Here is a 12,928-nt window from a genome sequence, read left to right as displayed (position 1 = left end):
CAATGACCTCTTTTTAAAGGCTTATCATAGTTATTAATAAACAATAATGAAATACATTAAACTTCTTATTGCCCCAGTGCTATTATTAATTGGTGTTTTAATTGCCATAGCTTGTGAACCCGACGACATTTGTCCGGAAGGCATGGCAACCACACCACGACTTATCATCGATTTTCATGATGCTTCAAACCCAGACACCAAAAAAAATGTGTTTGATTTAATAGCCTTCGGAGTTGGTAACGACAATGTTTTATCTGATTATTACTTTACAGATACCGATGAAGTCTTTTTACCACTAAAAACAGATGTAAACACCACCCAGTACACACTAATAAGTGACGCCACTGTAAACGATAATGGAACACCAGACGATGATACGGATGATTATATTGAGGGTAATCCAGATACCATAACCATCAATTATAGTCGTGAAGAAGTTTATGTATCTCGTGCCTGTGGATATAAAACCATTTACAAAAACGTTACCTTAACTATTGAACCCGATGCTGATAACTGGATGCTTTCTAGACAGCCTATGAACGAGAACCAATCTGTAGAAAATGAAGATGAAACCCATTTTATTATATCGCATTAATCTTATTGCTTTCTTTTTGGTTGCCTCGATGAGTATTCAAGCTCAAAACGACACCATTACAGAAATATCTGAAACCATAAAAACGGTAGACTCGACTAAATTTAAAAAGTCTAAGTCTGCAGCAAAAACGAATAGCACCCCAAAAGATTCCGTAAAAATTAAATTGAAATATGGACTACGTGTTGGTGGGGATATCGGGAAGCTTATAAGATCTTCTTTTGATGAAGACTATAAAGGTTTTGAAATTAATGCCGATTTTAGAGTTTCAAAACACCTTTACGCTGCCGCGGAATTAGGTACTGAAGAAAAAAACACCATTACCGACTATATGGATATCACTTCTACCGGAAGTTACCTAAAAGTTGGTGTAGATTATAACATGTACGATAACTGGTTAAACATGGACAACATGATTTATTTTGGTTTTCGCATTGGAGGAAGCACTTTTAGTCAAGACCTAAATGGAGCAACAATTTATACTACTAATCAATATTGGGCTCCGCAATATACGCTTACCGAAAAACAAGAGTTTAGTGGGCTAACGGCTTTTTGGGGCGAACTTCAACTCGGATTAAAAGCAGAGGTGTTAACCAATCTGTATATGGGATTAAACGTTCAAGTTCGATTACTTGCCGCAGAAAAAGTTCCTGATAATTTTGAAAACGTCTATATTCCTGGTTTCGGAAAAACTTACGACAGTAGTGCTATAGGTGCTGGTTATAGCTACACGATATCATACCGAATTCCTTTGTTTAGTAAGTACAAGTAAGGGTTTGGGAGTGAAAAGTTTAAAGTTTAAAGTTAGAACTAACGTTTAAAAATTAACGATGCTCCCTTGTATATTGGCCGCCAATGTCACTCTAGCTTGTCGCAGTATTATCAAATTGCTTTTGGAACTTTGCAACTCATCACCATAACACCCCTATAATCCCCTCAAGGGGATATCCATAGGTTTTTCAATTCATTCTCGGTATGAAAATTATACTATCGATTTTAAATTATGCCAGAGAATTTAAGAAAATGAAACCTAGGTATTTGGTTGATTATAGTTAGCATATAGCTTACCGCCTATCTCATACAGCCCATCAATGTCACACTAGCTTGTGGAAGTGTTACCGAATTGCTTTTGCAACTTTAAAACTCCAAAAGCCTCAAACCAAAACCTCCGCTTCATGCGAAATAGGAAAATTACACGAATTAGCAATAAAACACAGTTTATTTGCTTTTTCATGTAAACTGAGAGCTAAATCTTTTTGCGACTTATCTTTAATAGTAACGAGGGGTTTTAGTTGCACACTTGTAAATTGGCCGCTTCCATTTGTATTTACTTCTAAAATACCTTCGGCATCGTCAGAATAGCTTAAAACTTCTATTTTATGCTGAGCACAGACATATAAATACGACATCATATGGCAGGAAGCTAAAGCGGATAAGAGCAAATCTTCGGGGTTATAACAACGTTCATCACCTCTAAAAGCTTTAGCAGCCGAAACCTTTAATGCCTCCGCTTTATTAGGTACAGTCACCTTATGATTTCTGCTAAAGTTTCTCGGATTCGCTGTCGAATCACCTTCAGATAATTCCCAGCGTATATGCGTCTTAAACTTATGGTTCTGTAACATAAATGATAGTGATTTGTTTTTCTTAGATTCAGGAGTCAATCAAAAAATCTGCTTCAGTTTGAAAACTAATCATTCAAAACTTTAAAGCTAGCAGACCTATCCAATCTAAAATCTAGAACTTTAAAATTAGAACCCTGTCTTCCGAAGCACTAATTCATATATTTCCCCTTCTTGCTTCCTTCATACATCACGTATTTTACCAAACGTGATTCTAGCTTAGCATTGAATAATTGTATTTTGCGAGAAGGTCGTAATCCTACAAATTTAAGGGCATCCAAATTGGATGTAATAAACCAAGCATCGGTACCTGGGTAATTCTGTTTTAGGGTGTCGCCAATGTTTTTATAAAAGTCTTCCATATCAATATTTAAACGCTCACCGTAAGGGGGATTAAATACCATGTGTAATTTTTCGTCGCCACCTTTTTGGGTTTTAAAGAAATCTTCATGTTTAATCTCTATAAAATCTTCTAACTGGGCATTTTTCACATTTTCCTTAGCCTTAGCAACAGCACTAGGGGCTTTATCGTAACCTATAATTTTATGATGAAAATCCCTTGTTTTACTCAGAAGCGATTCTTCAATTTTCTCAAATAAATCAACATCCCAATCTTCCCAGCGCTCAAAGGCAAACTCCTTTCGCATTAGATTTGGTGGAATGTTACAAGCAATCATAGCCGCCTCAATAAGCATGGTTCCCGAACCACACATAGGGTCCATAAAATCGGTTTGTCCGTCCCATCCAGAAAGCATAATCATACCAGCCGCTAACACTTCATTTATAGGTGCAATATTGGTAGCTGTTTTATACCCACGTTTGTGTAAGGAATCGCCCGAAGAGTCTAACGAAATGGTGCAACGGTTTCTATCGATATGCACATTAATTTTTAAATCTGGAAATTTTAAATCCACGTTAGGACGCTGTCCATCGGTATCTCTAAATTTATCTACGATAGCATCTTTTGTTTTCTGAGCTATGAATAAAGAATGTGAAAACAAATCGGAGTGAATGGTAGCGTCTATAGCCAAAGTCCCAGTCGGTTTCAAATACTGAGACCAATCCATCGCATAGATTTTATTGTATAAATCTTGCTCGTTTTTCACATTAAAAGCATGGATCGGTTTCAAAATTTTAATGGCCGTACGTAAGCCTAAATTCGCTTTATACATAAAGCCTTTATCGCCCGAAAAAGATACATTTCGCACTCCTTTTTTAATATACTGTGCGCCTAATTGTGTTAGTTCTTTTTCCAATAAATCTTCAAAGCCAAATAATGTTTTGGCTACCATATTAAAATTTTCTCCCATATTTTACGTCTGTTGACTTTTTTAAGCCCAATAGATTGCAAAAATAATGTAATTTTGTGGCAAACGTAAAGTTTATTGATAATTCGGGGGATTAAGAATTAATACCAACAAGTTAACACGATGTATTATGCGCCCCACAAACAAAAGAATTTCTGTTTTCACAGAAAATATTTATGACAAATAATACAACAACTTGGTTTACTTCTTGGTTTGACACGCCTTTTTACCACATTTTATACAAAGATCGAAACGACAGGGAAGCCCATGCTTTTATGGACACGCTTACCAACTACCTAAATCTTCCGGAAAACGGTAAAATATTAGATTTAGCCTGCGGAAAAGGACGCCATTCCCGCTATCTTAACAAAATTGGCTACGATGTAACTGGTGTTGATTTAAGTGAAAACAGTATCAAATTTGCCAAGCAATTTGAAAACCATAGGTTAAAGTTTGAGAGGCATGACATGTGTAAACCGTACCACAAACAGTTTGATGCGGTTTTTAATTTATTTACAAGCTTTGGCTACTTTGAGGATGATGCCGATAACCTAAAAACAATTGAGGCTATTAAACAAAATTTAAACGAATTTGGTTTTGGCGTTATCGATTTTATGAATAGTGAATACGTCATCAATAATTTAGTCCCAGAAGAAACTAAAGTGGTTGACGATATTGAATTTTACCTCAAACGTTATGTAAAAGACCAATATATTATAAAAGATATTACTTTTACTGTCGACGAAAAAGTGTATCATTTTCAAGAACGCGTTCGTGCTTTTACTTTAGCCGATTTCGAAGCCTTATTTGAACAAGCTGAAGTCTATTTACTAGATGTTTTTGGCGACTATAAACTCAATAAATTTAGTCCGAAATCATCAGAACGCTTAGTCATGATTTTTAAATAGTGAATTTACCATATCTAATTTTGCTCGCTCAATGAGCCGTTTTTATTGAATGAATAAATTTTTACTTCCCATACTCGCCGTATTTTTAGGTTTTGGAATTGCCTTAGTCTCTAAAAAACAAAAATCTTGGAATACCAAGCTCCTACTCTCTTTCAGTGGGGCCTTTTTATTAGCCTTAACGCTTTTTGAATTGCTTCCAGAAGTCTATCATCATTTAGATACCAAACTGGCAGGATTACTTATTATGGGAGGTATTTTACTGCAAATTACCTTAGAGCTCTTTTCTAAAGGTGCCGAACATGGGCATGTACACATTCATAAAGACCACTCGACTTTTCCGTGGACCCTTTTCATCAGTTTGTGTATACATAGTTTTCTTGAAGGTTTTTCAATTCATGACCATAACGATATGGTTTATGGCGTCCTAGTACATAAAGTTCCAATTGCAACGGTTATAACCCTGTTTTTAATGCAATCGAACTACACAAAACTTCAAATTGGTGCTTTTTTATTAGTCTTTGCTTTTATGACACCATTAGGGACGTATATTTCAAACAATGCTCATGCTGTTCATGTTTATACTAATGTGATTAATGCCATAGTGATAGGAATCTTTTTTCATATTTCAACCACCATACTGTTTGAGAGTGGCGACGGACATAAATTTAATTTATCAAAATTTATAGCCATCATTGTTGGTGTAGGCATTGCCTATATGATTTAAAGTCTTGCCAATCAAAAATGGATTGTATGACACGTTTTAAGTTTTTTGACTTCAATTAAATACTTAATTTTCATTATTGCTATATCAAAACTTTTTTAAGACTATTAAAGAGTCACACGTTTAAGTGTTACAATTTAAAACAATATTACTGTTTTTTATTACACATTGAAACAATCAAAAATTCTACTGTGTTAAAAACCAAGATTATTTAGCACTATTCATGTCGATTTATAACTTTACGGCTTCAAAATTGATATTTATTGTAATACTTACCTAAATGAAACAAAATTTCTTTAAACTTTGCTTGTCACTCTCTATAATAGCTTTAACTATTTCTTGTAAAAGGGAAAGTAAAACAACCTTAACGGAAGAAGCTATGACTAAGGAATCTAAAAAAGTTAATGATTTCTTCCAAACTACCTTTAATGCCTTTGTAGATCGTCATCCCGAGTTTCAAACACGTTTAGGTATAAAAAAAGATTATGATAAATTAAATGATAATTCGCCTGCTGCGGCAGAAAAAGAATTAGAAATCAACAAACAGGGTTTAAAATGGTTAAATGATTCTGTTCAAGTTGAAGCGCTTTCTAAATCAACGTTACTAAGCTACAAACTTCTTAAACAAAAGTTAGAAAACGACATTGAAAACTACAAATACAGATTGCATAATTACCCTGTAAACCAAATGTTTGGTGCGCAATCTGGTAAACCTGCTTTTTTAATAAACATGCATCGTATCGATGATTCGAAAGATGCTGAAGCTTATATTTCAAGGTTAAAAGCATTCAAACCTTACTTTACACAACTTGTAGAAAACTTAAAAGCCCGTGAAGCTATTGGTGTAATACCTCCAAAGTTTGTATACGATAAAGTGATACAGGATTCTGAAAATATTTTAGTAGGACAACCTTTTGAAGCTTCAATCTCTAAAAGCACCCTTTTGGAAGACTTCATGACTAAAGTAAACAAACTTGATAGCGACGAAGAAACTAAAAAGGCTCTAGAAGCAAAAGCCAATGATGCTTTGTTAAACTATGTAAAACCGGCTTACCATACCTTAATCACATTTATGAAAGCCCAAAAAGAAAGAGCTAACACCGATGCTGGTGTTTGGAAATTCCCTAATGGTGAGGCTTTTTATAAAAGTGCTTTATTCAAGACTACCACAACGCATTTAACCGCCGATGAGATTCACAATATTGGCTTATCGGAAGTGGATCGCATTCATAATGAAATGGACGCTATTAGAGTTAAAGTTGGTTTTGAAGGGGACTTAAAAGCCTTTTTTAACTTTATGCGCACCGATAAACAGTTTTATTACGCTGATACTCCAGAAGGGAAAGCCGCGTATTTAAACAAAGCTGTTCATATTATAGACAGTATGAAAACCCGCTTAGACGAGATTTTTATCACCAAACCTAAGGCTGATATTATTGTGAAAGCTGTAGAACCATTTAGAGAGCAATCGGCCGGAAAAGCCTTTTATAATCGTCCTGCTGCCGATGGTTCTAGACCCGGAATATATTATGCTAACCTATACGACATGGCCTCTATGCCAACTTACCAAATGGAAGCCTTAGCCTATCATGAGGGGATTCCTGGTCACCATATGCAATTAGCCATTCAGCAGGAATTAGAAGATGTTCCGATGTTTAGAAAATTTGGTGGCTATACAGCGTATACAGAAGGTTGGGGACTATACTCTGAGTTTATTCCTAAAGAAATGGGCTTCTATGCCGATCCGTATTCAGATTTTGGAAGATTAGCTATGGAACTATGGCGCGCTTGCCGATTGGTTGTGGACACCGGAATTCACGCTAAAAAATGGACACGTGAAGAAGGTATTAAATACTATACCGATAATACGCCTAACGCCGAGTTAGATGCTGTTAAAATGGTTGAAAGACACATTGTAATGCCTAGTCAAGCGACAGCATACAAAATAGGAATGCTCAAAATTTTAGAATTGAGAGAAAAAGCCAAAACTGCTTTAAAAGACAAATTCGATATTCGCGAATTTCATGAGGTGGTTATTTCCCAAGGTGCCATTCCTTTAAATGTTCTAGAAGAATTTGTAGATGCGTATATCGCTTCAAAATCGTAAGTACTGCGTTTCTTAAATACGCTTAAAGGAGGCTATTTGTAAAGTATACTTTATGTTATATTAAGCCTGTCGAAATATTTTTAATTCACTGATAATTTTTATCGGTTTCGACAGGCTCAACTTGACTAATCAAATATTATTGACTTTTCAAACAGCCTCTTATTATTTTTAATGAAAAAATGTATTTTAAAAAATTTATAATACTTTGGATTCCTAAAGTGTTATAACATGGTCAAAATAATCACAAATACAGACTGCGGTAATGCACCCAAAAAGGAATTCATTAAACAATTCAATATAGCATTTGCTCAAGGAGATATCGATTTTATATCTGAAAATGTTACGGATAATTTTGAGTGGCAAATGATTGGAAAAAAGCAAATAAAAGGTAAATCGAATTTCATAGAAGCATTAAAAGAGATGCAAGCTGAAGACGTTGTTGAACTCATTCTAGAAAAAGTATTAACCCACGGAAAAGAAGGTGCTGCTAGTGGAATTTTGAAGATGAAAAATGGAAAAGATTATGCGTTCTCCGACTTTTACACCTTCAGTAGTGCTAAAGGTTCGCAGATTAAAGCATTGACCTCCTATGTTATTGAAATTTCATAGAATTATAAAAACCTTTTATTAGGAATACTTTCAAAAACTAAATATCATAGTAACTTTGTAATCTAAATAAAAGTTATTGGTTTAAATGTTTTAAACGTCATCTTTGAGAGATAAAACAATTTTATAAAACCATTTTCAAAAACAAACAACGTGTTTTCAAAAGAAGAATCTAGACGATTAAAACAAGAATTTTGGACCAGCTTCGGAAAATCTTTTCCTCGAAAATGGATCTTATATAACACAAAATTAAAAGGGTTTAGCTTTAAATTTCACTTCGATAATAAAACTGCTTTGGTCGCTTTAGATGTGGAAGATGATTTGGAACACCGTATTAAATATTGGGAAAAGCTCCTAGCTTTACAATCTATTTTGAAGGACGAATTTTTACCAGAAGTGATTTACGAAGAAGAATATATTCTTGAAAACTACAAAGAGATCTCTAGAATTTACGTACCTCTAGAACAAAAAGTATCGATACATAACAAAGATTCTTGGCGTGATGTCATGACGTTTTTCAATGAAAAAATGAGCCTGTTTGAGGCTTTTTTTGAGGAATACAAGGATATTATTGAAGGATAATGAAGGTAAAAGTTTGATATTAGATGTTAGATAGTAGATAGTTTAAAGTTAGGGCTTTTGTTTCAATATTTACGTTGTTCCACTGCTTATAGCCTACAGCTTAAAGCGTACCGCCTAAAGCATGCCTAACTTACCTCCTATCAACACGCTTACTCATTTCGTAATCGTCCATAACAAATCCTTGCCCGATGTCGGCTACTAACGGACGGACAATTTTAAAGCCCATATTTTCATAAGCACTTATGGCGTTTTTATTATTGATGTTTACAGTCAAACGTATTTTATCACGATCACATTTTCCCGCCATATCCTCTACAAAATGTATCGCTTGCTTGCCTATATTTTGTCCTCGAAAGGCTTTCAGTATATAAATTTTACTTAAAAACAAAGTGTCTGGTTCTTCTCGAATCGCCAAATATCCTACGGCCTGTGTTTTCCATACCATGGTATAATAATGAAAATCGTTTTCAACCTGTTGTGCTATCGCTTCAGCCGATTGAAATTTATCTAACATATAGTCAATTTGAGGCTTGCCAACTATAGGAATATAATGTTCACGCCAAATGGTATCAGCTAAAGCTTCAATCAATATATAATCAGTGGCATTTTCAGCTTTACAAAATTCAACCATAAGCAAGGTTTTATTCAAATGATATAAAGAAAAATCATTAAAAAATGACAAACAGCACCAGCTAATACAAAAAGGTGCCAAATAACATGATTATAAGGAATTTTTTCAAGGGCGTAAAAAATGATTCCAAACGTGTAGGACCCACCCCCTGCTGCTAAATACCACATCCCTTGAGGACCAATAGCTTCCGATAAATTCGAAATATCTAATACAACAAGCCAACCGGTTATAAGGTATAACAAGGTTGAAAAGACTTCAAAACGTCCTGTGAAAAATAACTTTAATACCGCGCCTAAAAGCGCAATACTCCAAACCGTACAAAATAAAAACACCCCTAAGCTATCATTTAAGGCTATTAGGCATACGGGGGTGTACGTTCCGGCTATAAGCAGGTAAATACTAATATGATCAATAATTCTAAAATAATGTTTACGTTTCTCACTTTTAGAGGCATGATAAAAGGTTGATGCACAAAATAAAATAATTATGGTAATCGCGTAAATAACAACACTTACTAAACTCCAGGCTGTTTTCTCAGAATTATAATGCACCAAAAGATACAGAGCCACCAAACCGAAAAAAGCTCCTAAACCATGCGAAAAAGCATTTAATTTTTCTTCTAATGGTGTTTGAATACGCATTTATTCAGGCGTTTTTTGATAAATCCACTTATCGGTTAACTCGTAAAAATTAAATTTAATGGCAGGAGGCTGAGGCTCTAACAAGCCATTTTGAAAAGCACGAAGTAGAATATCTTCAATAAGATAATCTTCCTTGACATTAACAGGGTCAAACTCACGTTTTAAGGAAATATCGAACATACTTGCTGTAGTATTGTACCAAAAGGCACGCCATCCACTACGTAATTCTTTCACCAAATCGAAGGCCGTTGTACCTGTTTGCCGGTGAATTAATTTTACTAAAATTTGCCCCTCAGTACGTGTTAATTTCTTTAGTTCATCAGAAAACTCACCTTCGATATATTTTTGAATTTGTTTCGTGTAACGTTTCTTCTGACGATTTTTTTTTAGAGTAGACAATCTCGTGTTCATAGAATCTAAGCGTTCGGCAGCCATTTTAGCATAAGGGTATACTTTTAAGGTCTTTCTTCTTAAAATTAAATAGCGAACCCGTTCTTTTCGGCTATCAAACTTTAATCGGTGTAATAATACCACCTCATCTAAATTAATAGACTGCCTTGGTATCGAATCCCCTTCAATAATCAGGTATTCAATAGACGTAGTATCCTGTTCGATGTTGTTAATTTGCGAAAAAACTAAAAACGGACAAAAGACCAATAAATATTTTAAACAATTCATTTATTTAAAAGTGGGGCATTTAACAGGTAAAAATAAAGAAATTATAATCACTATTAACCTTAGGCATTTATTATCTCACTTTTGTTTTATTATTTTTAACAAATTCTGTATTACAATATCCATTTTAAACCTTTTCATCTCTATTAATATTGTTATTTTAGTGCAAAACTTTTTTAAATGGCAAACAAGAGCATTCTTAACAAAAAGTCGATTGACTTTTTAGAAAAATATTTAAATAATGCAGCCCCAACAGGCTACGAGTGGACAGGTCAGAAGATCTGGATGGATTACCTAAAACCTTATGTAGATACTTTTATCACAGACACTTACGGAACTGCTGTTGGTGTCATTAATCCTGATGCTAAATACAAAGTGGTTATTGAAGGACATGCCGATGAAATTTCATGGTATGTTAACTACATTTCAGACAACGGTTTAATTTATGTGATAAGAAACGGAGGTAGCGACCACCAGATTGCGCCGAGTAAAGTAGTAAACATTCATACTAAAAACGGTATCGTAAAAGGTGTGTTTGGTTGGCCGGCGATTCATACCAGAGATAAATCGAAGGAACAAGCTCCAAAACCAGACAATATTACCATTGATGTTGGTGCAAAAGATAAAGAAGAAGTAGAAAGTTTAGGAATTCACGTAGGTTGTGTCATTACTTACCCAGATGAATTTCATGTACTAAACGGCAATAAATTTGTTTGTCGTGCTTTAGATAACCGTATGGGTGGCTTTATGATTGCTGAAGTGGCTAGGTTGCTTAAAGAAAATAAAAAGACCTTACCATTTGGATTATACATTACAAACTCGGTTCAAGAAGAAATAGGTTTACGCGGTGCTGAAATGATTACACAAACCATTAAACCAAATGTGGCAATCGTAACCGATGTAACCCATGATACTACAACGCCTATGATTGAAAAAACCAAGGAAGGCGATTTAGAAATAGGTAAAGGTCCTGTTGTTGCTTATGCCCCAGCGGTTCAGCAAAAATTACGAGATTTAATTACAGATACTGCTGAAGCGAAAAAGATTCCGTTTCAACGTTCGGCCTTATCAAGAGCCACAGGAACAGATACCGATGCTTTTGCTTATAGCAATGGTGGCGTAGCTTCTGCTCTAATCTCTTTACCGTTGCGTTACATGCATACCACGGTAGAAATGGTACACCGCGATGATGTTGAAAATGTGATTAAATTAATTTATGAATCCTTACTCAACATAAAAGACGGCGAAACCTTTAGCTATTTTGAATAATATTTAAATTTAATGGCGCATGACAAGATTTGAATATTCATTTTTTGTCATGCGTCTTTTTTATACCCATGGACGAATTAATTGATGTTGCCGATAAAAACGGAAAACTTTTAGGCGTTTCTGAATTAAAATCTATAATCCACCAAAAAGGATTGTACCACCATACGGTTCATATTTGGTTGTACACAAATAAGGGTGAAGTTTTACTATCGCAGCGCTCGGCTAAAAAGGCCATTTGTCCGCTTATGTGGGATGTGTCGGTTGCCGGACATGTAGATGCTGGAGAAACATTAAAACAAGCTGCCATTCGAGAAATTCAAGAAGAAATTGGCTTGTTAGTTACCGCAAAAGACCTTCAACAAATAGGTGTTTTTAACTGTTTTCAATCGTATGAAAATGGTATGATAGACAACGAATTTCACAATACTTTTTTAGCGGAATTAAAGGTTCCTCTATCCGAATTAAAACCTCAGGAAGAAGAAGTAGAAGCCTTAAGATTAGTAGATTTAAATGAATTTGATCAACTCATTGAAAACATACATGAAGACAACCTTCATTTTGTGCCCTCTAACCAAGCTTATTATGCATTTGTGTTAGAAGAAATAAAAAATCGGCTTTAAATGCTTTCCAAAAACAGTTGAAACTCAATCTCAACATGATTTCCAAGCTGTACTAATCCAAACAGTTTAGTTGGTGCTATAATATTAAAATCATCCAAAGCTAAATCTAATTGTCCACTTACTTCTAGTTTGTTAGAAACCTTATAAGCCACTGGAATTCTATAATGATTGGTAACGCCAGCTAAAGAGATATCAACCAAAACCTCAACTTGTTTTTTCTTATTAAAATTAAGAATCTCTTTAAGGCTAAGTTTTATCTCTGGATGTAAATCGGTTTTTAAAACCTCATTAAAATCGCGATTTATTCCTCTCCCGCCACAATTAAAATTTATGTTTTCTAAAATTAAATCTGACTTGGAAAACAGCATTTTATCGCCATCAACATTGTAGTGCACCGGAATGGCATTATCAAACTTAGTAATATCATATTTACAGGTAAAACCGCGTACATTACTTGTGCCTATAACCGACAAGTGACTACCGGGACCTATTTTATAGGATCTATTTTCTAGTACCGTATCTCGGTTGGCAAAACCTAGAGTAACAAATATTAATATTAAAAATAGAATTTTTTTCATGCCTAAATTTTAAAAATAAAAGTTAAAAGAAAGTCTCAGAATATAGCGGCTTTATCGCTACACCCTGAG

Annotated in this window: 15 protein-coding genes; 9 read left to right on the top strand and 6 right to left on the bottom strand. The window is 34.6% G+C overall.

Features of this window, described 5'->3' with window-relative positions; all coding sequences use genetic code 11:
* Positions 1–46: 46 nt before the first annotated feature.
* Complete coding sequence (locus A6I66_RS08575; protein WP_067147797.1) at positions 47–595, top strand: DUF6452 family protein; 549 nt, start codon at positions 47–49, stop codon at positions 593–595.
* The gene (locus A6I66_RS08570; RefSeq protein WP_067147794.1) at positions 567–1,364 is read left to right on the top strand and encodes a DUF6048 family protein; all 798 of its coding nucleotides are present in this window, start codon (positions 567–569) and stop codon (positions 1,362–1,364) included. The genes A6I66_RS08575 and A6I66_RS08570 overlap by 29 nt, the downstream gene beginning before the upstream one ends.
* 382 nt (positions 1,365–1,746) lie before the next feature.
* On the opposite strand, the gene A6I66_RS08565 is transcribed toward A6I66_RS08570, so the two are convergent.
* Positions 1,747–2,217, bottom strand: coding sequence for an OsmC family protein (locus A6I66_RS08565; RefSeq protein ID WP_084399593.1), 471 nt, complete (start codon positions 2,215–2,217; stop codon positions 1,747–1,749).
* A gap of 149 nt (positions 2,218–2,366) precedes the next feature.
* Positions 2,367–3,524 (bottom strand): THUMP domain-containing class I SAM-dependent RNA methyltransferase, encoded by a 1,158-nt coding sequence (locus A6I66_RS08560; RefSeq protein WP_067147792.1) that lies wholly within the window; start codon positions 3,522–3,524, stop codon positions 2,367–2,369.
* A gap of 173 nt (positions 3,525–3,697) precedes the next feature.
* Between A6I66_RS08560 and A6I66_RS08555 the strand changes: the two genes are divergently transcribed.
* The 5 genes from A6I66_RS08555 (at position 3,698) to A6I66_RS08535 (ending at position 8,445) form a co-directional block, all read left to right on the top strand.
* Positions 3,698–4,429, top strand: coding sequence for a class I SAM-dependent methyltransferase (locus A6I66_RS08555; protein ID WP_067147789.1), 732 nt, complete (start codon positions 3,698–3,700; stop codon positions 4,427–4,429).
* A gap of 49 nt (positions 4,430–4,478) precedes the next feature.
* Entirely contained in the window at positions 4,479–5,153 is a 675-nt protein-coding gene (locus A6I66_RS08550) for a ZIP family metal transporter (RefSeq protein ID WP_067147786.1), read from the top strand.
* Between the two features lie 277 nt (positions 5,154–5,430).
* On the top strand, positions 5,431–7,257 hold the full coding sequence (locus tag A6I66_RS08545; protein ID WP_067147784.1) for a DUF885 domain-containing protein: 1,827 nt from the start codon (positions 5,431–5,433) through the stop codon (positions 7,255–7,257).
* Positions 7,258–7,485: 228 nt separating this feature from the next.
* Positions 7,486–7,866 (top strand): nuclear transport factor 2 family protein, encoded by a 381-nt coding sequence (locus tag A6I66_RS08540; protein WP_067147780.1) that lies wholly within the window; start codon positions 7,486–7,488, stop codon positions 7,864–7,866.
* 150 nt (positions 7,867–8,016) lie between these two features.
* On the top strand, positions 8,017–8,445 hold the full coding sequence (locus A6I66_RS08535; RefSeq protein ID WP_067147777.1) for a DUF4268 domain-containing protein: 429 nt from the start codon (positions 8,017–8,019) through the stop codon (positions 8,443–8,445).
* A gap of 130 nt (positions 8,446–8,575) precedes the next feature.
* On the opposite strand, the gene A6I66_RS08530 is transcribed toward A6I66_RS08535, so the two are convergent.
* From A6I66_RS08530 to A6I66_RS08520, 3 genes are read right to left on the bottom strand one after another with little or no spacing between them, the layout of a single operon-like run.
* A complete protein-coding gene (locus A6I66_RS08530; RefSeq protein WP_067148092.1) occupies positions 8,576–9,076 on the bottom strand; it encodes a GNAT family N-acetyltransferase in 501 nt (166 codons plus the stop codon).
* Between the two features lie 14 nt (positions 9,077–9,090).
* A complete protein-coding gene (trhA, locus tag A6I66_RS08525; protein WP_067147773.1) occupies positions 9,091–9,717 on the bottom strand; it encodes a PAQR family membrane homeostasis protein TrhA in 627 nt (208 codons plus the stop codon).
* On the bottom strand, positions 9,718–10,395 hold the full coding sequence (locus A6I66_RS08520) for a DUF4294 domain-containing protein (RefSeq protein ID WP_067147769.1): 678 nt from the start codon (positions 10,393–10,395) through the stop codon (positions 9,718–9,720). It abuts the gene before it with no gap.
* 177 nt (positions 10,396–10,572) lie between these two features.
* On the opposite strand from A6I66_RS08520, the gene A6I66_RS08515 reads away from it, so the two are divergent.
* Both A6I66_RS08515 and A6I66_RS08510 read left to right on the top strand, forming a co-directional pair.
* Positions 10,573–11,661, top strand: coding sequence for a M42 family metallopeptidase (locus tag A6I66_RS08515; RefSeq protein WP_067147766.1), 1,089 nt, complete (start codon positions 10,573–10,575; stop codon positions 11,659–11,661).
* A gap of 68 nt (positions 11,662–11,729) precedes the next feature.
* Positions 11,730–12,281, top strand: coding sequence for an NUDIX hydrolase (locus A6I66_RS08510; protein ID WP_067147764.1), 552 nt, complete (start codon positions 11,730–11,732; stop codon positions 12,279–12,281).
* Here A6I66_RS08510 and A6I66_RS08505 read toward each other — a convergent pair.
* Positions 12,278–12,859, bottom strand: coding sequence for a YceI family protein (locus A6I66_RS08505; RefSeq protein WP_067147761.1), 582 nt, complete (start codon positions 12,857–12,859; stop codon positions 12,278–12,280). The two genes, A6I66_RS08510 and A6I66_RS08505, sit on opposite strands and share 4 nt — an antisense overlap.
* Positions 12,860–12,928: the final 69 nt, after the last annotated feature.

Source organism: Pseudotamlana agarivorans (genome assembly GCF_001642835.1).
GTDB lineage: Bacteria > Bacteroidota > Bacteroidia > Flavobacteriales > Flavobacteriaceae > Pseudotamlana > Pseudotamlana agarivorans.
This window is presented reverse-complemented; position numbering and strand designations above follow the sequence as displayed.

Coding starts and splice junctions, on each gene's coding strand:
- A6I66_RS08520 (WP_067147769.1), bottom strand. CDS start 10,395: ATGAATTGTTTAAAATATTTATTGGTCTTTTGTCCGTTTTTAGTTTTT.
- A6I66_RS08540 (WP_067147780.1), top strand. CDS start 7,486: ATGGTCAAAATAATCACAAATACAGACTGCGGTAATGCACCCAAAAAG.
- A6I66_RS08560 (WP_067147792.1), bottom strand. CDS start 3,524: ATGGGAGAAAATTTTAATATGGTAGCCAAAACATTATTTGGCTTTGAA.
- A6I66_RS08530 (WP_067148092.1), bottom strand. CDS start 9,076: ATGGTTGAATTTTGTAAAGCTGAAAATGCCACTGATTATATATTGATT.
- A6I66_RS08550 (WP_067147786.1), top strand. CDS start 4,479: ATGAATAAATTTTTACTTCCCATACTCGCCGTATTTTTAGGTTTTGGA.
- A6I66_RS08570 (WP_067147794.1), top strand. CDS start 567: ATGAAACCCATTTTATTATATCGCATTAATCTTATTGCTTTCTTTTTG.
- A6I66_RS08565 (WP_084399593.1), bottom strand. CDS start 2,217: ATGTTACAGAACCATAAGTTTAAGACGCATATACGCTGGGAATTATCT.
- trhA (WP_067147773.1), bottom strand. CDS start 9,717: ATGCGTATTCAAACACCATTAGAAGAAAAATTAAATGCTTTTTCGCAT.
- A6I66_RS08575 (WP_067147797.1), top strand. CDS start 47: ATGAAATACATTAAACTTCTTATTGCCCCAGTGCTATTATTAATTGGT.
- A6I66_RS08555 (WP_067147789.1), top strand. CDS start 3,698: ATGACAAATAATACAACAACTTGGTTTACTTCTTGGTTTGACACGCCT.
- A6I66_RS08505 (WP_067147761.1), bottom strand. CDS start 12,859: ATGAAAAAAATTCTATTTTTAATATTAATATTTGTTACTCTAGGTTTT.
- A6I66_RS08510 (WP_067147764.1), top strand. CDS start 11,730: ATGGACGAATTAATTGATGTTGCCGATAAAAACGGAAAACTTTTAGGC.
- A6I66_RS08545 (WP_067147784.1), top strand. CDS start 5,431: ATGAAACAAAATTTCTTTAAACTTTGCTTGTCACTCTCTATAATAGCT.
- A6I66_RS08515 (WP_067147766.1), top strand. CDS start 10,573: ATGGCAAACAAGAGCATTCTTAACAAAAAGTCGATTGACTTTTTAGAA.